We start from the raw sequence: 21,640 nt of genomic DNA on the forward strand, positions 1-21,640 counted from the left end.
CGACACGGGATCCGCGCCGACCGCCGCAGCCGCGCGGCCTCGTCTGCTCCGCGGTCGCGGCGCCCCTTCTACGGCGCATGCCTGCCGCCACCGGAACACGCTCACCCCGATCGCACGGAGATCCTGACGACATGACCGACACCATCGAAACCCCCGAGACCGAGACCGCCGAGCCGCGCGCCCAGGCGATGGCGATGGCCGCCGCGCGCAAGACGGCGAAGAAGCCGGCCGCGAAGAAGGCCGCGCCGAAGAAGGCCGCCGCCAGCAAGGCCGCGCCGAAGCGCGCTGCCGCGAAGAAGCCGGCCGCGAAGAAGGCTGCGCCGAAGAAGGCCGCCGCCAGCAAGGCCGCGCCGAAGCGCGCCGCCGCGAAGAAGGCCGCGCCGAAGCGCGCTGCCGCCGCCAAGGCCGCGCCGAAGAAGGCCGCCGCCGGCAAGGCCGCGCCGAAGCGCGCCGCCGCGAAGAAGGCCGCGCCGAAGAAGGCCGTGACCCGCAAGGCCGCGCCGAAGAAGGCCGCTGCCGCCAAGGCCGCGCCGAAGCGCGCCGCCGCGAAGCCGGCCGCGAAGAAGGCCACTTCCTCGGCCCGTTCGGAGGCCGCGAAGAAGGGCGCCGCGACGCGCGCGGCGAAGAAGGCCGCCGCCGCCGCCGCGGCTGCCGCGCCGGCGCCCGCCGCCGAAACCACCACCTGACCAGCCCGCCGATCCCGGCGAGGGGGCGTCGTCCGCATCGCGGGCGACGCCCTTTTCGCATCCGCGCCTTACTGCCATTGCCGAAGGCGGGCGCGCGCGCATTGATCGCGCGATGAACGAGACCCTCATACGTCCCCTTCCGCGCGACGAACGGCACCGTCTCGCCCCACTGCTCGGCCTCTATGCGGGGGAGATGCGCGCCACGCTGAACGGCGCCGCAGTCGCCACGCCCGAGGCGCAGGCCGCCCTGCTGGCGGAGCATCCGGCCGCCGAGGCGCTGCTGGCCGAGGATGCGGCGGGCGCGCCGCTCGGCTTCGCCATCCTGTTCGACCTGCCGGAGGTGGTTTTCGCGCGCCGCTGCGGCCATCTCGACGACCTGTTCGTCCGGCCGGAGGCGCGCGGCCGCGGCATCGCCCGCGCGCTGGTGGAGGCCGCCGTCGCGCTCGGCCGCGAACGGGGGTGGAGCCACCTGCGCTGGATCGTGCCCGAAGCCGATGCGGGGGCGATCGCCCTCTACGAACGCATCGCCACCCGCGCCGACTGGCGCAGCTACGTCATCAGGATCGACCCCGCGGCCTCGCTGTAGGGATCACGCGCGGCACCGCGGTGCCGGCGGCGTCATCCGAACACCTCAAGCAGGTCGTCCACCTGCGCCGGCGTCAGCGCCCGCAGGCCCGGAACGCCGCGCAGCAGCAGGGCGAGGCGCGCGGCCTCCTCCAGCTCCTCCGCCGCGTGGACGGCATCGCGCAGCGTCGCGCCGCTGACCACCGGGCCGTGGTTGGCGAGCAGCAGGGCCTTCGCGCCCTGCGCCGCTGCGCGCACCGCGGGTTCCATCGCCGGGTCGCCAGGGCGGTAGTAGGGCACGCAGGGCAGGCGCCGGCCGATGCGCATGACGAAATAGGGCGTCAGCGCCGGCACCTCCGCATCCCCGCCCTCGGGGGCGAGGCAGGAGATCGCAGTGGCATGGGTGGAGTGCAGGTGCACCACCGCCCCCGCTTCCGGCCGTGCGGTCAGCACGGCCCGGTGCAGGAACACCTCCTTGCTCGGCCGGTCGCCCGACAGGTGCGACCAGTCCGACCCCAGCCTGCTGATCCGCGCGGGATCGAGCCGCCCGAGGCAGGAACTGGTCGGCGTCATCAGGTAGCCGTCCGGCAGCCGCACGCTGATGTTCCCCGCCGTGCCGACCGAATAGCCCCGGTCGAACAGCGATCGGCCGAGATCGGCCAGCTCCTGCCGCAGCGCCCCCTCATCCATGGCCGAACGCCTTCAGGAAGAAGTCGCGCGCGCCGAAATTGCCCGACTTCAGCGCAAGGTGGATCCCCGCCGGCTCCGCGTATGTCCAGGGCACGCCGGGGTCGATCTCCGCGCCGATCCGCAGCGCGGTGACGCCGAGCCGCGACACCACCGCGCCGCTCGTCTCGCCCCCCGCCACCACCAGCCGCGCGACGCCGCGCGCGACGAGCCCGGCCGCGACCTCGGCCAGCGCCTGCTCCACCAGCGCGCCCGCGGCATCCCGCCCGAGCCGCGCCTGCAGCGCCGCCACCCTCTCGGGCGGCGCGCTGGCGGCGATCACCACGGGGGTCTCCGCGTCCAGCCTCCCCTCCGCCCAGGCCAGCGCCTGCGCGGCCAGCGCGGCGGCATCGGGGGTGCCGAGCGCATCCAGCTCCAGCACCGGCGCATGGTCCCGCGCGAAGCCGATCTGCCCGAGCGTGGCGCGGGAGCAGGACCCCGCGACGACCGCGCAGGCGCCGGACGCCCGCGGCAGCGCCGCCGCGTCCGGCCGCGGCGGCAGAAGGCCTGCGCGGCGGAAGTTCTCGGGCAGGCCCATCGCCACGCCGGACCCGCCGGTGACGAGGGCGTGGCTCTCCGCCGCCTCGCCGATCGCCAGCAGATGCGCGTCGCTCACCGCATCGAGGATGGCGTAGCGCCGCCCGCCCTCGGCCAGGCGCGTCATCGCGTCGCGGATCGCGCCGGCGCCGGCCTCCACCACCGCGAAGGGGACGAGGCCCACCGCACCGTCGGTCTGGCGGCCGAGCACGCGCACCAGGTCCGGGTCGCGCATCGGGGTCAGGGGGTGGTTCTCCATCCCGCTCTCGCTCAGCAGGCGGGACCCGACGAAGAGGTGCCCCTGGAAGACGCCCCGGCCATTGGCCGGGAAGGCGGGGCAGGCGAGCGCGAAACCGGCGCCGAGCCGCCGCAGAAGCGCATCCGCGACCGGGCCGATATTGCCCTCCTCCGTGCTGTCGAAGGTGGAGCAGTATTTGAAGAAGATCTGCCGCGCCCCGGCGGCCAGCAGCGCATCGGCCGCCGCCACGCTCTCCGCCACCGCCTGGCGCACCGGCGCGGTGCGGGACTTCAGCGCGACGACCACGGCATCCGCCTCCGGCAGCGGGCCGTCCGGCACGCCGATGACCTGCACGGTGGCCATGCCGTTCCGCACGAGCATGGAGGCGAGGTCCGTCGCACCGGTGAAGTCGTCCGCAATGCAGCCAAGGAGAAGGGGCATGGTCGTGTTCATCCTTGTCGGGTCCCGGCCTTCCCCGGCGGCAGGGCCAGCAGGTCGGCATGGCCGACCCGGACGGAAAGCCGAGCCTCGCGCGCCTGCGCCGCGCGGTCCAGCATCCAGCGCGCGATGCGCCGCGCACCGGGCCTTTCGTGCCGCATCGCGGCCCCGGCATGGCCATCCGCCAGGGCCGCGGCCATGCGCGCGGCCCGGCGGGGGATCAGCCAGTCGGACGGCGCGCGCAGCACTTCGTAGCCTCGCGCCTCGAAGGCCGCAGCGATGGCCGCGGGCGCACGGGCGCCGAGCGCGAGGCCCCCGAAGCCCTTGTCGCGCCGCTGGTCCCGCGCGAAGCCGCGCGCCACCAGCGCATCCGCCGGATGCGGCGGGGAGAAGCGTTCGCGGCCCGTGACGTTGAGCGCGGCGTAGAAGGGCAGGCGGTGCGCGGCGCAGGCCGCGGCCATGCGCTCCACCCAGGCTTCGCTGACCAGGTCGCAGAGCGCGGTGTTCACCACCGCGTCCACCTGGTGCAGGGGCAGGTTTTCCGGCGCCTCCCGCAGGTCGGCGACCAGGCCTTCCACCCGCCAGGCGCCGTGCGGCGCATGGACCAGCAGCGTGCGGCGGCCGGGCCAGGTGGCCGGCCAGCCCACCGCCTCCGCGCGGTCCGCCACGGTGGCGAAGGCGCGCTCGATCAGGCCGGCATCGGCATCCACCAGCGTCCAGGCCTGCGCCCGGCCGACATAATGGCCGAGCCATCGCAGCAGCGAGCCGGTGCCCGCGCCGAGGTCGAGGATGCGCGGACGCTGCGGCAGGGCGCGGGCCAGCGCGGCCGCCAACCCGCCGTCGCGCGCCGCCGCGTCGAAGGGCTCACGCAGGTCGAGCCAGTCGCCGTCGAAGCTCTCCGTCACGGCGCCGCCGCCTCCAGCTCCCGAACGAAGGCCGCGGCGCGGTCCTCCCATCGCGGCAGGCGCTGCCCCGCCTCCCACGCCGCCGCCGCCATCTCGGCGCGGAGGTCGGCGTCGTAGATGGCACGGCGCATCGCCTTGCCGAGCGAGACGACGTCGCCGGGCGGCGAGACGACGCCGGCTTCCACCGGCACCAGTTCCGCCACCGCGCCGCCGGCGGTGACCGCCACCGGCACGCCGCGCGCCAGCGCCTCGGCCGCCGCCATGCCGTAGCCTTCCCAATGCGTGGCCAGCGCGAACAGGTCGGCGCCCGCCCACAACGCCTTGAGCGCCGCGTCGTCCACCTCGCCCGCGAAGGTCACGCGCTGCGCGATGCCGAGTTCGCCGGCCAGCGCGCGCAGCCCCTCGGCATGGACCGGGTCGCGGGTGCCGCCCGCGATGGTGAGCGTCCAGTCGAGGTCCGGCAGCGTGCCGAGCGCGCGCAGCAGCACGTCATGCCCCTTTCGCGGGATCAGCCCGCCGACCGAGAGGATGGCGCAGCCCGGCCCGCCCGACCCCGTGCTGCGCGGCGCAGGGTCGGTGCCCGGCTCGACCACGCCGATGCGCGCGGGATCGCAGCCGAATTCGCCGGGCAGGCGCCGGGCGGTCAGCGGGCTGGTCGCGACCAGCCGGGCGAGGCGCGGCAGGACGGCGCGCTCCGCCGCCTTCAGCGCATCGCGCACGGGGCCGGGGTTGCCGTGTTCCAGCGCGGTCGGGTGGTGGATCAGCCCGACCGCGCCGCGCGCCGCCAGGTCGTCGGCCATCCCCTCGAAGGCGGGCAGGCCGAGCCCGTCGATCACGGGGCGCGCATCGGCCGGCAGGGCGGAAAGCGCGGCGCGCGCGCCGGCGGCCGCGGCCTCGTCCGGCAGCGGGTGGCGGCCGGGCAGTTCCACCACCTCCACCGCATGGCCCAGCGCGCGCAGCCCCGCGACCATGCGCCGGTCATAGGCGTAGCCGCCCGAGACGGCATCGAAGGGGCCGGGGACGAGCAGCGCGATGCGCATGGCGGTCACACCGGCCCCTCGAAGGCGGCCCAGGCGACATGGCTTTCCCTCAGCAGCACCTTGATGCCCGTCACGCCGCGGCCGCCCTCGCCGAGCCGCCCGTCCCGGCAGGCGGCGGCGAGTTCCCGCTGGACATGCAGGCAGAGATATTCGGTCGTGGTGTTCTTTCCCGCGAAGAGCGGCTCCGCATCCAGGTTGCGGTAGTCGATGGGGGCGAGGACGGCGCGCAGCACGTCCTTCGCAAGCCCGATGTCGATCAGCAGGTGCAGGTCGTCGAGCTTCGGGGCGCGGAACTCCGCCTCCACCACGAAGGTCGCGCCATGCAGGCGCTGCGCGGGGCCGAAGGCCTCGCCGCGGAAGCTGTGGGCGATCATGATGTGGTCGACGACGGTCAGGCTGAACATCGGACGTGCTCTCTCACACTATATATAGGTGACGACGGGGCAGAGCGGCTGCGGCGCGCCCGGCGGCGGCGACAGCACGGCGCCGATGCGCGCCGGCAGGTCGGCGAAGGGGATCACCGGGCCGGGCAGCTCATCGAGCCGCGCATCGCCGAGAAGGGAGAGCGCCAGCGCCAGGCGTTCCCCATGCGTGCGGCGCCCGCGCATCGACGGCGCGACGGCGCCGACCTGGGTCGAGACGATCGACAGGCGCTTCGCGTGGAATGCCTCGCCGAGCGGCAGCGGAACCTGCCTGTCGCCGAACCAGGACGCCTCGACGATCCGCCCCTCGAACCCGCAGCGGTCGAGCGCGAGTTGCAGCCCCGCCGCGCTGGCCGAGGCGTGGATGACGAGGTCGCATCCGCCTGGCGCCTCCTCCGGCGCGACGAAGCGGGCGCCGAGTGACCGCGCGACGGCCGCGCGCGACGGGTCGATGTCGCAGACATGCAGGTCTAGCCCGGGGATGCGCGCCAGCAGGAAGACGGCCAGCAGGCCGACCACGCCCGCGCCGACCACCAGCACGCGTTCCCCCACCAGCGGCCGCGCATCCCACAGGATGTTCACCGCCGTCTCCATGTTCGCCGCCAGCACCGCGCGGCGGTCCGGCACCTCCTCGGGCACCGGGACGCACATCGCGACGGGGGCGAGGAAGGCATCGTGGTGCGGGTGCAGGCAGAAGACGCGCCGTCCCCGCAGCGCCGCCGGCCCCTCCCGCACCGTGCCGACCGCGGCGTAGCCATAGGAGACGGGGAAGGGGAAGTCGCCGTATTGCAGCGGCGCGCGCATCGCGGGCCACTGGCTGTCCGGCACCCGACCCTCGAGAACCAGCCGCTCCGTCCCGCGGGAGATGCCGGTGGCGTGCGTGACCACCAGCGCCTGGTCCGCCGCTGGGGCGGGCAGGTCGTGCCCGCGCAGTTCGGCCAGTCCGGGCGCGACAGTCCAGAGCGCGCGCGCCCTCATTCCGTGCAGATCCCGGGCCGCGCGCGGTCCAGCGCGATGTCGAACAGCACGTCGTCGCCGATCGCGCGATGGGTCCAGCGGAAGCGCAGCCCGTCGCCGATGCGCGCGGCCTCGGGCAGGGTGAAGGCGGGAATGCCGGAGCCCAGCAGCACCGGCGCGACCGTCAGGTGCAGCCGGTCGAGGCAGCCCGCCGCGAGGAAGGCCGAGACGGTGCGGCCCCCGCCCTCGACGAAGATGCGCGTGAGGCGCCGGGCCGCCAGCGCGCGCAGCAGCGCGGGCAGGTCGAGCCCCGTTGCGGTGCGCGGCACGCGGACCACCTCCGCCAGGCCGTGCCGCGCCGGCCCGTCCTCCGCGGCGACCAGCAGCGTGGGCGCGGCGCCGTCGGCGAAGACGCGGTGCGTCGGCGGCAGGCGACGGCCGGGGTCGAGCACGACGCGCACGGGGTTCGGGCCGGCGACGTCGCGCGTGGTCAGGCGCGGGTCGTCGTGGCGCACCGTGCCCGCCCCGACCAGCACGGCATCGCACAGCGCGCGCAGCCGGTGGGTGTGCAGGATGTCGCCGCGCCCGCCGATCCACTGGCTGGACCCGCTGGCGGTGGCGATCCGGCCATCGAGCGTCTGGGCCAGCCGCCCCACGACCAGGCAGCCATCCGGCGCGCCCGCGGGTGCGAGCACGGGCGCGAACAGCGCGCCGAGCTCGCCCGCCGGCACGGCACCGCCGCGGCGTGCGGCGAGCAGCGCCTGCCAGTCGCGCTCGTCGGGGGAAAGGAGGTCGTCGGGCATTCGCGCGATGCTATGCCGCAAGCGACCGGCGCGCGCCAGTTCAGCGCAGCGCCGCGCCGGGGAAGAACGGCAGCATCGCCTGCGCCGCCAGCCCGGCCAGCACGGGCAGCGCGAAGCTTGCCGACAGGCGCAGCCAGACGAAGCGGCTGCCGAGGATCGCGATCTCCCACGTCACCGCCCGGTGCAGGCCGAGCACCGCCCAGCCCGAGATCAGCGCCACCATCTGCGCCGGCCCCGCGCCCGATTTCAGGAAGCCCAGCACCAGCGGGAAGGCCACGAAGGGGCCACCTGGCAGCGCCGATCCCGCCAGCGCCGCGATCAGGATGCCGCTCGCGCCGCTCGCCGGGCCGAGCCAGGCGCGCGCCCAGCCATCCGGGATCAGCTCCGCCATGAAGGCGGCCATCGGCAGGGCCAGCATCATCACCGGCGCGACCCGCAGCAGCGACCCGCCGGCATCCGCCAGCGCGCGCCGCCCCGTGCCGGTGCCGCGGCGCAGGCAGAGCGCGAGCGCCAGCACGGCCGCGAGCCAGATGGCGCCGATGCCCCAGATCACCGCCCGCCCCCGCCGCGGTGCAGGGCCGGCGCATCGGCCGGGGTCCAGGGCAGCGGCAGCCAGCGCGCCAGCAGCCCGGCCATCAGCGGCAGCGGCAGGCCGCAGAGCAGTCGCAGCAGCGCGAAGTCATGGCCCAGGATCGGCCATTCCCACACGATCAGCCGCTGGAAGCCGTTCAGCGACCAGGCGGTGACGAAGGCGATCAGCGCGCCGCGGTCGGCCCCCGCCTGCGCCAGCACCAGCACGACCGGGAAGGCCGCCACCGGCCCGCCTGGCATCGCCATCCCCGCCGCCGTCGCCACCAGCAGGCCCCGCAGCCCGCTATCCGCCCCCATCCAGCGCGCCAGCGCCCCGGGCGGCACGAGTTGCCGCAGCGCCGCCGAGAGCAGCAGGCCCCCCACGACCGACGGCGCGATGGTGAGGGCGAGGCCCCCGCTCACCTCCAGCGCGTGGCGGAACGCCGCCGCGCCGCGCAGCAGCAGCACCGCGCTGCCGCTGGCAAGGGTGAGGACGCCCACGAGGATGAGGCTGAGGTGGCGACGGAACATGCGCGCTCCGATGCTGCGCCGCGGCGGGCGGGCTGTCCATGGAGGTCCCGCGCAACGCTTGCGCCGTCATGCCGCCACGGCAATAGTGCGCATCTCGGAATGAAAATGTGGGAACGCCGCCATGACATCCACGCTGCGCGCGATGCTGCTGCTGTCCAGCCTTCCCCTGCTGCCGGGCTGCGTCGGCGCCGCCGTCTCGGTCGCCACCACGGCGGCGAGCGTCGGCGCCCAGGCCGGCTTCGCCTCGGGCGTCGCGACGGCGGCGGGCCCCAGCGTGCAGCAGGTCGCGGCGCTTCCCGCGGGCGAGGTCGCGGCCCTGCCGGTCGCCTTCGGCAACGGCGTGCCCGCCAACCTCGCCGCCGGGCGGAAGGTGTTCGTGCCCGCCTATGGCGTCAGCTACATCCACACGCAGAATGCGCGCGCCGTCTCTCAGGGCGGGCTGATGGGCGGGTTCGGCGGCGGCAGCACGCGCAGCGCCTCGGTCCGCACCGGCCTCACCGGGATCAGCCCCGCGACCTACCAGATGATCGCGGACGAGGCGCATGCGGACCTGATCGCGCAACTGCGCGCCGCCGGGATCGAGGTGGCGGGCGCCGAGGAAGCCGCCGCCGCCGCTTCCTCCGCCCCGCGCGTGCCGGGCAATGCGGCGGACGGTTCGGCGGGCGGCACGATGTTCGGCGGGCAGAGCACGGGCTGGCGCACGCTCGGCGCCGCGGCGGCGCCGCTGATCAGCGGCATCTCGGGCGAAGGCGCGGGCGGCGGGCTTGCCGGCCTCTCGGCGATCGGCGGTAACCAGGCGATGCAGCGCATCGCCGACCAGTCGCAGGGCCTCGTCCTCGCGCCGCTGCTGCGGCTGGACTACGTGAACGTCTCCTCCTCCGGCCGCAGCCTGCTGGCGGGCACCGCGAATGCCGAGGCGACGGCGCAGTTCTCCGTCGCCGCCGGGACGCAGCTCGCCTATGCGGCGCGGCGGCCGGGCATGGGTGCCGCCGACATCGGGATCGCGCAGATCGCGGCGCCCGTGCCATCGGCCGAGCCCTTCGCCGGCATCTCCGCGACCGGCGGGTCCTCCGGCGCCTGGGTCGGGCTCGGCACGCGGACGGATGCGGCGGTGGAGGCGGTGGAGGCGCGCTGGGTGGCGCTGGCCCGCGCCGCCTATCGCGGATTCAACGCCGCCATCGTGCAGCAGCTGCGCGCCGCCCGGCCGAATGCCTGACGCCAGGCCGCAGGCGCAGGGCGCCCGCCCGCGCCTCACGCGCGTGAGGTGAGGGAGACGGGGATGGCGCGCCCGTCCCGCGCGCCTCCGCGTTCGCCATAGGTGCCCGGCCCCGCGGGCCGCGCCGCGCCGGCGATGGTCTCGATGACGCGCGACTGCAAGTCGATGGCGCGTTCCAGCAGGCGCCGGTTCTCGGCCGAGAGGTCGCGCAGCCGGCCGGCGATCTCCTCGGCATGGCGCCGCTCCTCGCCCTCGGCCCGGGTGTCGCTGCCGCGTGCGGCGGCATAGGCGGCGGCGAAGGCGTCCGACGCCTGGCGCTTCGGCGCCGCCAGCTCCGCCGCCTCCGCGAGGTCGAGCCGCGCGAGCGCCTCGTTCTCGGCGCGCAGTGCCTCAGCCAGGCGCTGCGCCGCGATCATGAGGGGTTGCATCATCTCTCTCTGTCTCCTGTGGTGGTCAGCCGGCTTTCCTGCAGCCGCAGCATCTCGCGCCCGACGGAGGCGGCGAGGCCGAGCCCGCCGGCGCGCGCCAGGTCGCGGGCGATGGCCTCGACCAGCATCGGGCGCCACTGCGCCTCCGCGGCGCCGCCGCCGAAGGGGCCGCTCGTGTCGAGCCCCTCGAACATCGGGTTGAGCAGCGCGCCGAGGGCCTGCGCCTCGAAGTCCCGCGCGGCGCGGCGGAGATCGGCGTCGCGCGCCGGGGCGCGGGCGGGGGTGGGGGCGGGGGCGGCGGGAAGGGGGGTCATCGCACCTCCAGCTCCGCCTGGAGCGCCCCGGCGGCCTTGATGGTCTGGAGGATGGTGATGAGGTCGCGCGGCCCGACGCCGAGCCCGTTCAGCCCGCGCACCAGCTCCTCCAGCGTGACGCCGCCGCGCAGGATGCCGAGGCGCCGCTCGTTCTGGTCGTCCACCTCGATATTCGTGCGGGGGACCACCGCGGTCTGGCCGTTGGACAGCGGCGCGGGCTGGCTGACCTGCGGTGCCTCCGTGATGCGGATGGTCAGGTTGCCCTGCGCGATCGCGACCGTGGAGACGCGGACATTGGCGCCCATGACGATGGTGCCCGACGCTTCCTCCACCACCACCCGCGCCACCTGGTCGGGCTGCACGCGCAGCTGCTCGATCTCGGCGAGGAAGCCCACCGCGTCGCGGCCGGAGAGCATCACCGCGACCGTGCGCGGGTCCGTCGCCTGCGCCACGTTGCCGCCGGCCGCGCGGTTCACGGCCGCCGCGATGCGCCGCGCCGTCGTCAGGTCCGGGTTGCGGAGCGCGAGGCGCAGCACCTCGCCCTGGGCGAAGCGGAAGGGGATCTCGCGTTCCACCGTGGCGCCGTTGGCGATGCGCCCGGCGGTCGGCACGCCGCGCGTCACGCTGCCGGCCGCGCCGCGGGCGGCAACCGCGCCGGTGGCGACCGCGCCTTGCGCCACTGCATAGACCTCCCCATCCGCACCCAGCAGCGGCGTGACCAGCAGCGTGCCGCCCTGGAGGTTGGTGGCGTCGCCGAGGGCGGAGACGGCGATGTCGATGCGCGACCCGCTGCGGGCGAAGGGCGGCAGGTTCGCGGTGACCATCACGGCCGCGACGTTGCGCGTATCCAGCTGGCGTTCCTGGTCGCGCGTGTTGACGCCGAGCCGTTCCAGCACGCCGATCAGCGACTGCCGCGTGAAGACCGCGCTGCGCAGTCGGTCGCCGGTGCCGTTCAGCCCGACCACCAGCCCGTAGCCCACCAGCTGGTTCTCCCGCACGCCTTCGATGTCGGCGATGTCCTTGATGCGGACCTGCGCGGCAGGCGCGGCGAGCGGGGTGGACAGGAGGAGGAGCAGGGCCGCGAACCACGGCCGCCAACCCGTCCTCATCCTCGGGCAAGGTTTTTCCGCCACCTTCCACTCCGCATCGCCGGCGCGGCGGGGCAGCAACGGGCGTGCCAGCCCTGCGGGCGATGCGGGCGGCAGGACCTGCCGGGGCAGGGCAGGGGGTGCCGCCAAGCGGCAGGGATGGGGGGGCGATGACACGGATCGGGGGGATCACCGGCGGGATGGCGCCGCCGCGGCGCGGCGGGCGGGCCGGCGGCTTCGGGTTGCCGTCCTCCGCGCCCGAGTCGCAGGCTGCCGCAGCCATGGCGGCGGTCGCGCCCCCGTCGCTGCTCGGTCTTCAGGAAGCCGGGGCGGTGGCGCCGGATGCGGGACGGGCAGGACGGCAGGCGGCGGCGGTGCTCGACGAACTGCGCGGCATGCAGCTCGACCTGCTGTCGGGCGAGGCGGACCTCGGCCGCCTGTCACGCCTTGCGGCGCTTGCGGCCGGTCTGCGAACCGTTGCCGGGCCTGCGCTTGATGCCACCCTGGCGGGGGTGGCGCTGCGGGCCCGGCTGGAAATCGCCCGCCGCCGGGTACGTGATGCGTCGGGGGGGTGAAAACTCGCGCAGATCAGGAGCTTGCGCGAAAGCAGGGCTTGCCCATGCCGGGGGCGCACCACTATGGTCCGCCCGCCTTCGCCGGCTTGGACGCCGGGTACTGGGCGGCGGGGCTGGGGAAGTGGTGCCATGCTCGTGACCTTGCCGCCGGACTACCGTCCGACCAGCGACGAAGAGTTCATGAACCCGCTGCAGGTGGAATATTTCCGGCAGAAGCTGCTCCGCTGGCGAGGCGACCTGCTGCGTGAGGCGGGGGAGACGCTGAGCAGCCTCGGCCAGGGCGGCATCAACGAGGCCGACCTGACCGACCGCGCCAGTGTCGAAACCGACCGCGCGCTCGAACTCCGCACCCGCGACCGCGCGCGCAAGCTGATCAGCAAGATCGACCAGGCGCTGGAGCGGTTGGAGAACGGGACCTACGGCTACTGCGAGGAAACCGGGGAGCCGATCGGGCTGCGCCGGCTGGAAGCGCGCCCGATCGCCACCCTGTCGATCGAGGCTCAGGAGCGCCACGAGCGGATGGAGCGCGTCCACCGCGACGACTGATCCCGCCGTCAGGCGTCGCCGGTCAGGTCCGGTGGCGGATCGTCCAGTTCCCGCGGCGGCATCGCCAGCGGATCCCGCGCCAGCAGGCGCGCGTCGTTCTCGCCCACACGCCCCACCCGGTTGTCCACCGGCCAGATCGCCAACTCCTCGGCGGGGCTGGGGACCAGAAGCTCCAGCAGGTCCTCCGGCGGGTGCTCCTCCTCGCCGAGCCAGGCGTCCCACACCTCGGGCGGCAGGATCACCGGCATGCGGTGGTGCACAAGCGCCTGCTTCTCGTTCGCGTCGGTGGTAATGACGGTGAAGCTGCGCAGCCAGGTGCCGTCCGGGGCCTTCCACCCCTCCCACAACCCGGCGACCGCCATTGGCGCTCCGGAGGCGAGGGCGACGGCATAGGCCTGCTTGCCGCCGGCCTCGTCCTTCCGCCATTCGTAGAAACCGTCCATCGGAACCAGGCAGCGGCGCTTCGCGAAGGCGTCCCTGAAGCTCGGCTTTTCCGCCAGCGTGTCGGCTCGGGCGTTCATCAGCTTCGCCGCGTCCTTCGCATCCTTCGCCCAGCGCGGCACGAGTCCCCAGCGCAGCGGATCGAGGTGCCGCTGCCCGGTTTCGGGATGGCGGCGCACCACCAGGCTGTCCTGCGTCGGCGCGACGTTCCACGACGCCGGGTGGTTCGGCGTCGGGTTCCGCGTCTCGAAGTAGCGTGCGAGCCCGGCGGGATCGCGCTGGAGGAAGAAGCGTCCGCACATGCGGTGAAGATATGTCGCCCGGCCCCGGCGCCCAAGCCGCCGCGCTGCGTTGCGCCTGGAAGCCAAAGGACGGAGCGCCGGGACGATGCAGCTGACGGACCCCCTGTCCATCGCGCTCGAGCGGTTCAACCGGAAGGAGCGCAACATCCTGGTGCGGGACATGCTGGGCCATGCCGAGGAGCCGCTGCGGCTTGCGCCGCGTTTCCTCGGCACGCTCGGCGAGGCAGTGCCCGATCTTGCGGTCCCGGCCGATGCGTGGTGGGCGACCGACTATCACTTCGACTGGATCGCCGGCGCGCTGCGGCTGTTCGCCGCCGGCGGAACCGTGCCCGACGGTCCGGCCGGCCGCTGGGCGAACTCCGGCGAGAAGGGCGAGCGTCTCGTGGCCGGCAACCAGCAGGATGTCGACCTGCTGATCGCCTGGGGCGGCACGCTGCTGCTGATCGAGGCGAAGGCCTACGGGAAGCAGGACAACACGCAGCTGATGAAAAAGGCCTACCGCCTCCGGCAGCTGGACAGGCTGGCAGCGGACCTCGCATTGCCGGCGCTCCGCTTCCGCTTCCTGCTGGCCGCGATCGACAAGCCCGGCCCGCCGCCCGCCGCACCCTGGCCCTCCTGGGCCTGCCCCGGCGGCAGGTTCCTCTGGGTGGCGCTTCGCGATGCGGCGTGGCTGCCGGACGGCGCTGCCGCGGTGCTGAAGGTCACGCGCTGCGGACCGCCCGGCGGCCGGGCGAGCGACGAGCATGGAACGCATTGGCGCATCCTGCGCGAAGGCCGGTCCAAGTGCTGACGTGCGTTCAGAACGGCAGGATCACGTCCAGCAGCTGCTGCCCGATCCTGGGCGCCTGCACGTCGCTGATGGTGCCGCGGCCGCCATAGGCGATGCGGGCCTCTGCCAGCCGGTCGTGGCGCACGGTGTTGTCGCTGGCGATGTCCTGCGGGCGGATGATGCCGCTCACCGTCATGTCGCGCAGCTCGTGGTTCACCCGCACCTGCTGCCGGCCCGCCACCACCAGGTTGCCGTTCGGCAGCACCTGCGCGACCGTCGCCGCGACGCGCAGCGTCACCGTCTCGTTGCGGCGGATGCTGCCCGTCCCGTTGGTGGTCTGCTCCCCATTCGTCTGCACGAGGCGCGAGGGATCGACGGCGTTCGGCAACAGCCGCGTCAGCGACGTCTCGAGCCCGAGCAGCCGGGGGATGCCGAGCGTGTCCGTCCCGGTGCGTTCGCGTTCCGTGCGGTTCTGGAGCTGCGCCTCGTCCTGGATCGAGACGAGCACCGTCACCAGGTCCCCCGGCGCCGCCGCGCGCTGGTCGCGCAGGAAGGTGCGGCTGCCCGTGCGCCACAGCGAATTGGCCGAGGCCGGGGCTTCCTGCGGGACAGGCATCGGCATGGACACGTTGCGCCAGCGCGGATCGGCGGTCGGGCTGTCCATCGCGGCCAGCGCCGGCGGGCGGCCGACCTCCGACAGCCTCTCGCAGCCGCCGGCCAGCACCAGGGCGAGAAGCAGGGCGGCGCGCGTCATCGGCCCGCCCCCACACGCACCCGGCCGGGCGCGACCACCACCGCTTCCACCACCTGGCGGCTGGCGATGTTCATCACCGCTACCGCCGCCCCCCGCGCCGCGGCTTCCATCGCGCGGCCCTGCGCCGTCAGCTGCATCCCTGGCGCCTCGTACACCATCGTCACCGTCGCGCCGCGCTCCACCGCCACGGGCTGCGCGAGATCGGCCAGCAGCAGCGGCTGGTCGGCCCCGGCAGGGCGGCGCATCGCCTGGCCCACTACCTGGTCCGCCCGCTGCGCCGCACCTGGCCGAAGGCGGGACGCCGGCACGCGGACCAGCCGCACATCGCCCGTTCCCACCACCTCCCCCAGCGCCAGGCGGCGCGCCGCGACCAGCATCGGCACGGTCGGCACCACGCGCCCGGTCACCCGCAGCCGCAGCGTCGGCGTCCCTTCGGCCGCCACGACCAGCACGGCGGCGAAGCGGGACGTCGCGGCATCCAGCGCCGCGCCCTCCACGGCAAGCTGCGCGAAGGCGGCCTGCGGCACCATCGGCGGGGCGAAGGCCTGCAGTTCGACCTCCGCCTCCTCCTCCAACCCCTGGTGGCGCAGCGCGGCGCGGAGCAGGGCCACGACCTCCGCCGAGGCGACGGCGCGGCCCGGCCGCTCGACCACCACGCGATCCGCGCCGGCCACGGGCCGCCAGCCGATGCCCTGGCTGCGCGCGATGGCGAGGAGCTGCGGCGCCTCCACCACCAGCCGCGCACCCGGCGCCGGCGCGGGGCCGAGCACGGCGGCGGCGCGCGGCCCCGCACCCTCGAAGATGTCGCCGAGCCGCAGGACGGCGTCGTCCACCACCACGAAGGGACGCAGCGTCGCCAGTTCCGCCCGCGCCGGCGCGGCGGCAAGGAGTAGCAGGAGCAGGAGGGTCCGCATTGCCGTCACCGCAGCCGCGAGAGGGTGGAGAGCATCTCGTCGCTTGCCGAGATGACGCGGCTGTTCATCTCGTAGGCGCGCTGCGCGGTGATCAGGTTCGTGATCTCCTGCACCACGTTGACGTTCGACGTCTCGACGAAGCCCTGCAGCACCTGGCCATAGCCCGGCGTGCCCGGCGCGCCCGCCTGCGGCTGGCCTGAGCCGGGGGTGGCGAGCAGCAGGTTGTCGCCGATCGCCTCCAGCCCGCCTTCGTTCGCGAAAAGGGCAAGCTGGATCTGGCCCACATTCTGCGGCTGCACCTGCCCGTCGAGCTTGGCCAGCACCTCGCCATTGGCGTTGATCGTCACGTCGCGCGCGGCGGCGGGGATGGTGATGCCGGGCTGCACGACGAAGCCGTCGGCGGTTACGATCACGCCTTCCGGGCTGAGCGCGAAGGTGCCGTCGCGGGTGAAGGCGGTCTCGCCCGAAGGCAGCTGCACCTGGAAATAGCCGTTGCCGCGGATCGCGAGGTCGAAGCGGTTCTCGGTCTGCGACAGGTTGCCCTGTTCGCTGATGCGGTAGACCGCCCCGGTCTTGACGCCGAGGCCCACCTGCGCGCCGGCCGGCAGCACGCTGCCGGTATCCGCGCTCTGCGACCCGACGCGGCGCAGGTTCTGGTAGATGAGGTCCTGGAACTCGGCGCGGCGGCGCTTGTAGCCCGTCGTGCTCATGTTCGCGATGTTGTTCGAGATCACCTCGACATTCGTCTGCTGGGCCATCATGCCCGTGCCGGCGATGTGCAGGCTTCGCATCGTCAGGTACCTCGCCTCGGGTGAGCCGGCACAAGACCGCAAGGGTCGCCGGCGATGTGCAGGCTTCGCATCGTCAGGTACCTCGCCTCGGGTGAGCCGGCACGAGACCGCAAGGGTCGCCGGCGATATGCAGCGTGCAAGGGGCGCGGAGCATCAGCGGCGCCGCAGGATGCGCTCGACGGCGGAGCCGAGGCGTTCGCCCTCGCGCTCGGCCATCTGGGCGGCGAACTGGAACTGCCGCAGCTCCTCCGTCATGCGCGTCAGCTCGATGACGGGGCGGACATTGCTGCCCTCCACCGCGCCCTGCACCACGCCGGGGCGTTCCACCGGCTGCGGCGCCATGCCGGCGGGGGCGGCGAAGACGCGGTCGCCCTCGGCCAGCAGGCGCTGCGGGTCCTCGAAGCGGACCACGCGGAACTGGCCGATCTGGCCGCTCTCGCTGCGGATCCCGCCATCGCCGGTCACCTCGATGCGGCTGTCGCCGGCGGCGACGCGGACCGGCCGGCCGTCGGTGCCGAGCACCGGATGGCCGTCGGTGTCCACCACCTGCCCCTCGCCATCCAGCCCGAAGCGGCCGGCGCGGGTGAAGCGTTCGCCGCGTGGGGTCTGCACGGCGAAGAAGCCGTCAGGCGCGGCGAGCGCCAGGTCGAGCGGATTGCCCGTGCGGGCCAGCGCGCCCGGCTGCGTCTCGCGCCAGGTGGCGCGGTCCTGCGCGAAGGCGAGGTCGCGGCCGCCGGGCGGCGCATCGGCCAGCTGCCGTTCCAGCACCGTGCCGAACAGCGGCCGCTGCGCGCGGAAGCCGGGCGTGTCGGCATTGGCGATGTTGTTCGCCGTCACCGCCGTCGCGCGCTGCTGCGAGACGAGGCGGGACAGCACGATGTAGCCGGGGCTGTCCATGCTGCGCTCCTGGATCGCGGTCCGTTCCGCGCGGCGCAGCGCAAGCCCTGTGCCAACCCTGTGCGGGCCGCGGCGGGCGGGCGGTGCCGGGCGCGGGCAGGAAATGCCGCCACCCGGCAGCCCGCGCCGCGGCAAGCCTTCCTTAAGTGCGCCGCCCCCATCCTGGGGCGCGCGACAGGCAGGCGGGAAGCACCGGGACGATGTCGGCGGCAGCCAAAACGGAAGCGGCGGAAGGCGACCCGCCGGCGAAGGGCGGAGGCAGGAAGAAGCTGGTGCTGCTGGCCTTGCCGGTGGTGTTGGCCGCCGCCGTCGCGGGGCTGTGGTTCGGCGGCATACTGCCGCCGCTGCTCGGCATGGGGCCGCCGCCGCCGGCCGCGGGGGCGGAGGCGCCGCCGCCGCGCGCCGTGCCCGGCTTCGTCGACCTGCCCGAGATCGTCTCGAACCTCAACGCGCCCGGCCGGCGCGCCAGCTTCGTGCGGCTGAAGGCCAAGCTCGAGATCGCGGACATGGCGCATGCGGGCGCGGTGGAGGCGGCGATGCCGCGGCTGGTGGACCTGCTGTCGGTCTACCTGCGCGAGGTGCGGCCGGAGGAGCTGCGCGGCAGCGCCGGCACCCACCGCCTGCGTGAGGAGCTGATCGCGCGCGCCTCGCTCGTCACCGCGCCCGCGCGCGTCACCGACGTGCTGTTCGTGGAGATCCTGATCCAGTGAGCGGTTCGTCCGAGGAGGACCTCGCCGCCGCCTGGGGCGCGGCGCTGGAGGACGAGGCGGCGCCCGAGGTCGCGGGGGCGCCGCCCGCCGATGCGGCGCGCGTGCTGAACCAGGCCGAGATCGACAGCCTCCTCGGCTTCGACAGCGGCCCGTCGAGCGATGCGGCGCAGAGCGGGATCGAGCGCATCATCTCCTCCGGCCTGGTGGCGTATGAACGCCTGCCGATGCTGGAGATCGTGTTCGACCGGCTGGTGCGCCTGATGTCCACCACGCTGCGCAACTTCACCTCCGACAACGTGGAGGTGTCGATCGACGCGATGACGTCGCTGCGCTTCGGGGACTACCTGAACTCCATCCCGCTGCCCGCCATGCTGGCGGTGTTCAAGGCGGAGGAGTGGGACAACTACGGGCTGATCGTCGTCGACAGCTCGCTGATCTACTCGGTGGTTGACGTGCTGCTCGGCGGGCGGCGCGGCACGGCGGCGATGCGGATCGAGGGGCGGCCCTACACGACGATCGAGCGCACGCTGGTCGAGCGCCTGATCGGCGTGGTGCTGGGCGACCTGCGCGCGGCGTTCGAGCCGCTGTGCCCGGTGGAGTTCCGCTTCGAGCGGCTGGAGGTGAACCCCCGCTTCGCCGCCATCTCCCGCCTGTCCAACGCGGCCGTGCTGACGCGGATGCGGGTGGACATGGAGGATCGCGGCGGCCGGATCGAGGTGCTGCTGCCCTATGCCACCCTGGAGCCGGTGCGGGAGCTGCTGCTGCAGCAGTTCATGGGCGAACGCTTCGGCCGCGACAGCATCTGGGAGACCCACCTGGCCGAGGAGCTGCGCCAGACCGAGGTCGCGCTGGATGTCGTGCTGGACGAGCAGACCATGCCGCTGCAGCAGATGCTGGAGCTGAAGGTCGGGGACCGCATCACCCTCTCGAGCCCGCCCGGCGCGCCGGTGCGGTTGCGCTGCGGCGAGGTGGCGCTGTTCGAAGGGCAGCTCGGCCGGCGGGAGAACCGGCTGGCGGTGCGGATCGAACGCGACCGCTTCCGCGCCCTGCCATCGGAGGAAGCGGCATGACCATGCTGGAATGGCTGGCGCAGGGCCTCGTGCTCGGTCTGCTGCTGCTGGCGCTGCCCTTCGCCTGGCGGCTGGAACGCCAGGTGGCGGCGCTGCGCCGCGAAGGTCCCGCCCTGCAGGCCGCGGCCGGCGAGATCGGGGAGGCGACGCGCGCGGCGGAAGCGGCGCTGGCGCGGCTGCGCGCCACGGCCGAAGGGGCGGGCCGCGCGGTGGCGGAGCGGGTGGCGGCGGCCGAGCCGCTGCGCGACGACCTGCGCTACCTGACCGAACGGGCCGAGGCGCTGGCGGACCGGCTGGACGGGCTGGTGCGGCAGGCGCGGCCACTGGCCGGCGCGGCGCCTTCCGCCGCGGTCGAAGCGGCGCCGCCCCCACGCAGCGAGGCGGAGCGCGAGCTTCTCCGTGCCATCCAGGGCCTGCGCTGATGCCGCGGCCACGCCTGGTGCCGCTGGTGCTGGCTGCGGCGCTGCTGCTGCTGCTGGCCAAGGCGGAACGCCTTTTCGATGCCGTGCCGGCCCAGGCGCAGGCCCAGCCCCAGCCTGCGCCCCCCGCCGCGCCGCCCGCGCCCCCGGCCGCACCCGCGGCCGCGGCACCCGCCCCTGCCGAGGCGGCGGCCGAACGCAGCGTGCTGGAGGCGCTGCGCGCCCGCCGCGCCGAGATCGACGCGCGCGAACAGGCCGCCGCCGCGCGGGAGGTGGTGGTGGCGGCGGCCGAGCGGCGGCTGATGCAGCGCGTCGAGGAACTGTCCGCGATGCAGGGGCGGCTGGAGGCGCTGGAACGCGAGCGCGCCTCGCGCGAGGAGGCGGGGCTGCGCGGGCTGGTGCGGCTGTACGAAGGAATGCGCCCGCGCGACGCGGCGGCGATCTTCGACGACCTCGACATGCCGGTGCTGGTGCGGATCGTGGACCGGATGCGGGAGGCGAAGGCCGCCCCCGTGCTGGGCGCGATGCGCCCGGACCGCGCGCGGCAGCTGACGGCGGAGCTGGCGCGCCTGCGCGCCGAGCGGCCGGACCCCCGCTGACCGTGCCCGGCGCGTCAGGGTTGTCTCAAGGATTTCGTGCTTTCCTCGCCAGGACGGCGACGGGCGACACAACGAGGGTTCGTGAGCGATGGACAAGAACACCAACGTCCTGATCGTGGACGACTACAAGACGATGCTGCGGATCATCCGCAACCTCCTGAAGCAGCTCGACATCGAGAACGTGGAGGAGGCGACCGACGGGCAGGAGGCGCTGAGCAAGCTGCGCGCCGGCAATTTCGGCCTGGTGATCAGCGACTGGAACATGGCGCCGATGACGGGCCTGGACCTGCTGAAGGAGGTGCGGGCGGATGCGAAGCTGAAATCCACCCCCTTCATCATGATCACCGCCGAGAGCAAGACGGAGAACGTGGTGGCCGCGAAGGCCGCCGGCGTGTCGAACTACATCGTCAAGCCTTTCAATGCCGAGACGCTGCGCGAGAAGATCGAGAAGGTGATGGCGCATGCCTGACGGGATCCCCGCCGCCGGGCAGGACGGGAAGATCGAGGCGGCGGTGCGCGCCGTGCTCGATACCCTCGCGGGGGACCTGACCGCGACGGAAGCCGCGCTGCTGGCCGAACTCGAAGGGCTGGGCCGCACCGTCGCGCGCGCCAAGCGCGAGATCGCGTCGCTGCGCGTGGACGACATCACCGAGGCGCACATCCCCGCAGCGACGGACGAGCTGGACGCCATCGTCGGCCACACCGCACAGGCCACCAACGAGATCCTGGACTGCTGCGAGGCGCTGGAGCGCGTGGCGGCGAAGGTGCCGGCCGCGGAGGCGGAGGTGCTGCAGGGCGCGATCACCCGCATCTACGAAGCCTGCTCCTTCCAGGACATCACCGGCCAGCGCATCGGCAAGGTGGTGGCCGCGCTGAAGGCGATCGAGGCGCGGGTCGGCGCGGTGGCGGAACGCTTCGGTTCGGCCGTGGCCGCCCCGGCGGCATCCCCGGCTGCCGTTACTGCGGAGACCGAGGGCCGGCGTCTCGCCAACGGCCCGCAGCTGCCGGGCGCCGGGGTCAGCCAGGCGGAGATCGACCGCCTGCTGGCGGATTTCGACTGATGCGGCGCGCCGGCGCGCTGGCGCTGCTGCTGTCCGGCCTTCCGGCGGTGGGCTGGGCGGAAGCGCGCGTGGGCCTGCGCTCCGGCGACCATGCGGGCCATGGCCGCATCGTGTTCGACACGCCCGGCCGGCTCGACTACCGGGTGGAGGAACAGCCGGGGCGCATCCTGCTGCGCTTCGTGCAGCCCGCCGCGGTCGATCCCGGCACGCTGCGCCGCGCCCCGCGCAACGCGGCCGCGGTGGAGGCGGTGGAAGGCGGGGTCGCCATCGCGGTCGGGCCGGGCGTGCGGGCGCGCCACTTCCGGCTGGACGGGCGCGTCGTGCTCGAC

The 21,640-nt window shown here is 74.5% G+C and carries 30 protein-coding genes; 13 read left to right on the forward strand and 17 right to left on the reverse strand.

The window, feature by feature from the left end:
- Positions 1 to 77: 77 nt before the first annotated feature.
- Positions 78 to 686 carry a hypothetical protein gene (locus tag ACK8OX_RS05790; RefSeq protein WP_430662987.1) on the forward strand — a complete coding sequence of 203 codons (609 nt, stop codon included), beginning with the start codon at positions 78 to 80 and terminating at the stop codon, positions 684 to 686.
- A gap of 112 nt (positions 687 to 798) precedes the next feature.
- Positions 799 to 1,272, forward strand: a complete 474-nt coding sequence (locus ACK8OX_RS05795; protein WP_430662988.1) for a GNAT family N-acetyltransferase — start codon at positions 799 to 801, stop codon at positions 1,270 to 1,272.
- A 32-nt stretch (positions 1,273 to 1,304) separates the two neighbouring features.
- Here the strand turns inward: ACK8OX_RS05795 and ACK8OX_RS05800 are convergent, their stop codons facing one another.
- The 9 genes from ACK8OX_RS05800 to ACK8OX_RS05840 are packed head-to-tail and all read right to left on the reverse strand — an operon-like array spanning position 1,305 to position 8,417.
- Positions 1,305 to 1,940 (reverse strand): aldolase, encoded by a 636-nt coding sequence (locus tag ACK8OX_RS05800; protein ID WP_430662989.1) that lies wholly within the window; start codon positions 1,938 to 1,940, stop codon positions 1,305 to 1,307.
- Positions 1,933 to 3,192 carry a 3-oxo-tetronate kinase gene (otnK, locus tag ACK8OX_RS05805; RefSeq protein WP_430662990.1) on the reverse strand — a complete coding sequence of 420 codons (1,260 nt, stop codon included), beginning with the start codon at positions 3,190 to 3,192 and terminating at the stop codon, positions 1,933 to 1,935. Before otnK ends, ACK8OX_RS05800 begins: the two co-directional genes overlap by 8 nt.
- Positions 3,193 to 3,200: 8 nt before the next feature.
- The gene (locus ACK8OX_RS05810) at positions 3,201 to 4,094 is read right to left on the reverse strand and encodes a class I SAM-dependent methyltransferase (RefSeq protein ID WP_430662991.1); all 894 of its coding nucleotides are present in this window, start codon (positions 4,092 to 4,094) and stop codon (positions 3,201 to 3,203) included.
- The gene (locus tag ACK8OX_RS05815; protein WP_430663022.1) at positions 4,091 to 5,134 is read right to left on the reverse strand and encodes a glycosyltransferase family 4 protein; all 1,044 of its coding nucleotides are present in this window, start codon (positions 5,132 to 5,134) and stop codon (positions 4,091 to 4,093) included. Before ACK8OX_RS05815 ends, ACK8OX_RS05810 begins: the two co-directional genes overlap by 4 nt.
- Positions 5,135 to 5,139: 5 nt before the next feature.
- Positions 5,140 to 5,538 carry a 6-pyruvoyl trahydropterin synthase family protein gene (locus ACK8OX_RS05820; protein ID WP_430662992.1) on the reverse strand — a complete coding sequence of 133 codons (399 nt, stop codon included), beginning with the start codon at positions 5,536 to 5,538 and terminating at the stop codon, positions 5,140 to 5,142.
- Positions 5,539 to 5,556: 18 nt separating this feature from the next.
- A complete protein-coding gene (locus ACK8OX_RS05825) occupies positions 5,557 to 6,534 on the reverse strand; it encodes a zinc-dependent alcohol dehydrogenase (protein ID WP_430662993.1) in 978 nt (325 codons plus the stop codon).
- Entirely contained in the window at positions 6,531 to 7,316 is a 786-nt protein-coding gene (locus tag ACK8OX_RS05830) for a RibD family protein (RefSeq protein WP_430662994.1), read from the reverse strand. Before ACK8OX_RS05830 ends, ACK8OX_RS05825 begins: the two co-directional genes overlap by 4 nt.
- 40 nt (positions 7,317 to 7,356) lie before the next feature.
- Positions 7,357 to 7,869 carry a hypothetical protein gene (locus ACK8OX_RS05835; protein ID WP_430662995.1) on the reverse strand — a complete coding sequence of 171 codons (513 nt, stop codon included), beginning with the start codon at positions 7,867 to 7,869 and terminating at the stop codon, positions 7,357 to 7,359.
- Positions 7,866 to 8,417 (reverse strand): hypothetical protein, encoded by a 552-nt coding sequence (locus tag ACK8OX_RS05840; protein WP_430662996.1) that lies wholly within the window; start codon positions 8,415 to 8,417, stop codon positions 7,866 to 7,868. The genes ACK8OX_RS05835 and ACK8OX_RS05840 overlap by 4 nt, the downstream gene beginning before the upstream one ends.
- Positions 8,418 to 8,538: 121 nt before the next feature.
- On the opposite strand from ACK8OX_RS05840, the gene ACK8OX_RS05845 reads away from it, so the two are divergent.
- On the forward strand, positions 8,539 to 9,633 hold the full coding sequence (locus ACK8OX_RS05845) for a hypothetical protein (protein WP_430662997.1): 1,095 nt from the start codon (positions 8,539 to 8,541) through the stop codon (positions 9,631 to 9,633).
- Between the two features lie 35 nt (positions 9,634 to 9,668).
- On the opposite strand, the gene ACK8OX_RS05850 is transcribed toward ACK8OX_RS05845, so the two are convergent.
- Genes ACK8OX_RS05850 through ACK8OX_RS05860 form a run of 3 tightly spaced genes read right to left on the reverse strand, consistent with a single transcriptional unit; the run spans position 9,669 to position 11,484 of the window.
- On the reverse strand, positions 9,669 to 10,064 hold the full coding sequence (locus ACK8OX_RS05850; protein ID WP_430662998.1) for a hypothetical protein: 396 nt from the start codon (positions 10,062 to 10,064) through the stop codon (positions 9,669 to 9,671).
- The gene (locus tag ACK8OX_RS05855; protein WP_430662999.1) at positions 10,061 to 10,375 is read right to left on the reverse strand and encodes a rod-binding protein; all 315 of its coding nucleotides are present in this window, start codon (positions 10,373 to 10,375) and stop codon (positions 10,061 to 10,063) included. The genes ACK8OX_RS05850 and ACK8OX_RS05855 overlap by 4 nt, the downstream gene beginning before the upstream one ends.
- On the reverse strand, positions 10,372 to 11,484 hold the full coding sequence (locus tag ACK8OX_RS05860; RefSeq protein WP_430663000.1) for a flagellar basal body P-ring protein FlgI: 1,113 nt from the start codon (positions 11,482 to 11,484) through the stop codon (positions 10,372 to 10,374). The genes ACK8OX_RS05855 and ACK8OX_RS05860 overlap by 4 nt, the downstream gene beginning before the upstream one ends.
- A 179-nt stretch (positions 11,485 to 11,663) precedes the next feature.
- Between ACK8OX_RS05860 and ACK8OX_RS05865 the strand changes: the two genes are divergently transcribed.
- Positions 11,664 to 12,038 carry a flagellar assembly protein FliX gene (locus ACK8OX_RS05865; protein WP_430663001.1) on the forward strand — a complete coding sequence of 125 codons (375 nt, stop codon included), beginning with the start codon at positions 11,664 to 11,666 and terminating at the stop codon, positions 12,036 to 12,038.
- A 129-nt stretch (positions 12,039 to 12,167) separates the two neighbouring features.
- Positions 12,168 to 12,584 (forward strand): RNA polymerase-binding protein DksA, encoded by a 417-nt coding sequence (gene dksA, locus ACK8OX_RS05870; protein WP_430663002.1) that lies wholly within the window; start codon positions 12,168 to 12,170, stop codon positions 12,582 to 12,584.
- Positions 12,585 to 12,592: 8 nt separating this feature from the next.
- Here dksA and ACK8OX_RS05875 read toward each other — a convergent pair whose 3' ends face one another.
- A complete protein-coding gene (locus tag ACK8OX_RS05875; protein ID WP_430663003.1) occupies positions 12,593 to 13,327 on the reverse strand; it encodes an SOS response-associated peptidase in 735 nt (244 codons plus the stop codon).
- A gap of 85 nt (positions 13,328 to 13,412) precedes the next feature.
- On the opposite strand from ACK8OX_RS05875, the gene ACK8OX_RS05880 reads away from it, so the two are divergent.
- Positions 13,413 to 14,117, forward strand: a complete 705-nt coding sequence (locus ACK8OX_RS05880; protein ID WP_430663004.1) for a hypothetical protein — start codon at positions 13,413 to 13,415, stop codon at positions 14,115 to 14,117.
- Positions 14,118 to 14,124: 7 nt separating this feature from the next.
- On the opposite strand, the gene flgH is transcribed toward ACK8OX_RS05880, so the two are convergent.
- The 4 genes from flgH to ACK8OX_RS05900 all read right to left on the reverse strand — a co-directional run bounded on the left by flgH (position 14,125) and on the right by ACK8OX_RS05900 (position 17,452).
- Positions 14,125 to 14,850, reverse strand: coding sequence for a flagellar basal body L-ring protein FlgH (flgH, locus tag ACK8OX_RS05885; RefSeq protein ID WP_430663005.1), 726 nt, complete (start codon positions 14,848 to 14,850; stop codon positions 14,125 to 14,127).
- Positions 14,847 to 15,764 (reverse strand): flagellar basal body P-ring formation chaperone FlgA, encoded by a 918-nt coding sequence (gene flgA, locus ACK8OX_RS05890; RefSeq protein WP_430663006.1) that lies wholly within the window; start codon positions 15,762 to 15,764, stop codon positions 14,847 to 14,849. The genes flgH and flgA overlap by 4 nt, the downstream gene beginning before the upstream one ends.
- A gap of 5 nt (positions 15,765 to 15,769) precedes the next feature.
- Complete coding sequence (gene flgG, locus ACK8OX_RS05895; RefSeq protein ID WP_430663007.1) at positions 15,770 to 16,555, reverse strand: flagellar basal-body rod protein FlgG; 786 nt, start codon at positions 16,553 to 16,555, stop codon at positions 15,770 to 15,772.
- A 153-nt stretch (positions 16,556 to 16,708) separates the two neighbouring features.
- Entirely contained in the window at positions 16,709 to 17,452 is a 744-nt protein-coding gene (locus ACK8OX_RS05900; RefSeq protein WP_430663008.1) for a flagellar hook basal-body protein, read from the reverse strand.
- A 200-nt stretch (positions 17,453 to 17,652) separates the two neighbouring features.
- Between ACK8OX_RS05900 and ACK8OX_RS05905 the strand changes: the two genes are divergently transcribed.
- The 7 genes from ACK8OX_RS05905 to ACK8OX_RS05935 all read left to right on the forward strand — a co-directional run.
- Complete coding sequence (locus tag ACK8OX_RS05905; RefSeq protein WP_430663009.1) at positions 17,653 to 18,162, forward strand: flagellar basal body-associated FliL family protein; 510 nt, start codon at positions 17,653 to 17,655, stop codon at positions 18,160 to 18,162.
- Positions 18,159 to 19,232, forward strand: a complete 1,074-nt coding sequence (fliM, locus tag ACK8OX_RS05910; protein ID WP_430663010.1) for a flagellar motor switch protein FliM — start codon at positions 18,159 to 18,161, stop codon at positions 19,230 to 19,232. The genes ACK8OX_RS05905 and fliM overlap by 4 nt, the downstream gene beginning before the upstream one ends.
- Entirely contained in the window at positions 19,229 to 19,654 is a 426-nt protein-coding gene (locus ACK8OX_RS05915; protein WP_430663011.1) for a DUF6468 domain-containing protein, read from the forward strand. Before fliM ends, ACK8OX_RS05915 begins: the two co-directional genes overlap by 4 nt.
- Complete coding sequence (locus ACK8OX_RS05920) at positions 19,654 to 20,250, forward strand: MotE family protein (protein WP_430663012.1); 597 nt, start codon at positions 19,654 to 19,656, stop codon at positions 20,248 to 20,250. Before ACK8OX_RS05915 ends, ACK8OX_RS05920 begins: the two co-directional genes overlap by 1 nt.
- Positions 20,251 to 20,338: 88 nt before the next feature.
- Positions 20,339 to 20,719, forward strand: coding sequence for a response regulator (locus ACK8OX_RS05925; RefSeq protein WP_430663013.1), 381 nt, complete (start codon positions 20,339 to 20,341; stop codon positions 20,717 to 20,719).
- Entirely contained in the window at positions 20,712 to 21,311 is a 600-nt protein-coding gene (locus ACK8OX_RS05930; RefSeq protein ID WP_430663014.1) for a protein phosphatase CheZ, read from the forward strand. Before ACK8OX_RS05925 ends, ACK8OX_RS05930 begins: the two co-directional genes overlap by 8 nt.
- Positions 21,311 to 21,640: hypothetical protein (locus tag ACK8OX_RS05935; RefSeq protein ID WP_430663015.1), on the forward strand; the 330-nt coding region annotated here is incomplete at its 3' end. The genes ACK8OX_RS05930 and ACK8OX_RS05935, both read left to right, overlap by 1 nt.

Origin of the sequence: Falsiroseomonas sp. CW058 (genome assembly GCF_050563535.1) — a bacterium.
GTDB lineage: Bacteria > Pseudomonadota > Alphaproteobacteria > Acetobacterales > Acetobacteraceae > Falsiroseomonas.

What these genes read in the sequence shown, in the direction of transcription:
- ACK8OX_RS05790 (WP_430662987.1), top strand. Translation starts at nt 78, where the DNA reads ATGCCTGCCGCCACCGGAACACGCTCACCCCGATCGCACGGAGATCCT.
- ACK8OX_RS05795 (WP_430662988.1), top strand. Translation starts at nt 799, where the DNA reads ATGAACGAGACCCTCATACGTCCCCTTCCGCGCGACGAACGGCACCGT.
- ACK8OX_RS05800 (WP_430662989.1), bottom strand. Translation starts at nt 1,940, where the DNA reads ATGGATGAGGGGGCGCTGCGGCAGGAGCTGGCCGATCTCGGCCGATCG.
- otnK (WP_430662990.1), bottom strand. Translation starts at nt 3,192, where the DNA reads ATGCCCCTTCTCCTTGGCTGCATTGCGGACGACTTCACCGGTGCGACG.
- ACK8OX_RS05815 (WP_430663022.1), bottom strand. Translation starts at nt 5,134, where the DNA reads ATGCGCATCGCGCTGCTCGTCCCCGGCCCCTTCGATGCCGTCTCGGGC.
- ACK8OX_RS05820 (WP_430662992.1), bottom strand. Translation starts at nt 5,538, where the DNA reads ATGTTCAGCCTGACCGTCGTCGACCACATCATGATCGCCCACAGCTTC.
- ACK8OX_RS05825 (WP_430662993.1), bottom strand. Translation starts at nt 6,534, where the DNA reads ATGAGGGCGCGCGCGCTCTGGACTGTCGCGCCCGGACTGGCCGAACTG.
- ACK8OX_RS05830 (WP_430662994.1), bottom strand. Translation starts at nt 7,316, where the DNA reads ATGCCCGACGACCTCCTTTCCCCCGACGAGCGCGACTGGCAGGCGCTG.
- ACK8OX_RS05840 (WP_430662996.1), bottom strand. Translation starts at nt 8,417, where the DNA reads ATGTTCCGTCGCCACCTCAGCCTCATCCTCGTGGGCGTCCTCACCCTT.
- ACK8OX_RS05845 (WP_430662997.1), top strand. Translation starts at nt 8,539, where the DNA reads ATGACATCCACGCTGCGCGCGATGCTGCTGCTGTCCAGCCTTCCCCTG.
- ACK8OX_RS05850 (WP_430662998.1), bottom strand. Translation starts at nt 10,064, where the DNA reads ATGATGCAACCCCTCATGATCGCGGCGCAGCGCCTGGCTGAGGCACTG.
- ACK8OX_RS05855 (WP_430662999.1), bottom strand. Translation starts at nt 10,375, where the DNA reads ATGACCCCCCTTCCCGCCGCCCCCGCCCCCACCCCCGCCCGCGCCCCG.
- ACK8OX_RS05860 (WP_430663000.1), bottom strand. Translation starts at nt 11,484, where the DNA reads ATGAGGACGGGTTGGCGGCCGTGGTTCGCGGCCCTGCTCCTCCTCCTG.
- ACK8OX_RS05865 (WP_430663001.1), top strand. Translation starts at nt 11,664, where the DNA reads ATGGCGCCGCCGCGGCGCGGCGGGCGGGCCGGCGGCTTCGGGTTGCCG.
- dksA (WP_430663002.1), top strand. Translation starts at nt 12,168, where the DNA reads ATGCTCGTGACCTTGCCGCCGGACTACCGTCCGACCAGCGACGAAGAG.
- ACK8OX_RS05875 (WP_430663003.1), bottom strand. Translation starts at nt 13,327, where the DNA reads ATGTGCGGACGCTTCTTCCTCCAGCGCGATCCCGCCGGGCTCGCACGC.
- ACK8OX_RS05880 (WP_430663004.1), top strand. Translation starts at nt 13,413, where the DNA reads ATGCAGCTGACGGACCCCCTGTCCATCGCGCTCGAGCGGTTCAACCGG.
- flgH (WP_430663005.1), bottom strand. Translation starts at nt 14,850, where the DNA reads ATGACGCGCGCCGCCCTGCTTCTCGCCCTGGTGCTGGCCGGCGGCTGC.
- flgA (WP_430663006.1), bottom strand. Translation starts at nt 15,764, where the DNA reads ATGCGGACCCTCCTGCTCCTGCTACTCCTTGCCGCCGCGCCGGCGCGG.
- flgG (WP_430663007.1), bottom strand. Translation starts at nt 16,555, where the DNA reads ATGCGAAGCCTGCACATCGCCGGCACGGGCATGATGGCCCAGCAGACG.
- ACK8OX_RS05900 (WP_430663008.1), bottom strand. Translation starts at nt 17,452, where the DNA reads ATGGACAGCCCCGGCTACATCGTGCTGTCCCGCCTCGTCTCGCAGCAG.
- ACK8OX_RS05905 (WP_430663009.1), top strand. Translation starts at nt 17,653, where the DNA reads ATGTCGGCGGCAGCCAAAACGGAAGCGGCGGAAGGCGACCCGCCGGCG.
- ACK8OX_RS05915 (WP_430663011.1), top strand. Translation starts at nt 19,229, where the DNA reads ATGACCATGCTGGAATGGCTGGCGCAGGGCCTCGTGCTCGGTCTGCTG.
- ACK8OX_RS05920 (WP_430663012.1), top strand. Translation starts at nt 19,654, where the DNA reads ATGCCGCGGCCACGCCTGGTGCCGCTGGTGCTGGCTGCGGCGCTGCTG.
- ACK8OX_RS05925 (WP_430663013.1), top strand. Translation starts at nt 20,339, where the DNA reads ATGGACAAGAACACCAACGTCCTGATCGTGGACGACTACAAGACGATG.
- ACK8OX_RS05930 (WP_430663014.1), top strand. Translation starts at nt 20,712, where the DNA reads ATGCCTGACGGGATCCCCGCCGCCGGGCAGGACGGGAAGATCGAGGCG.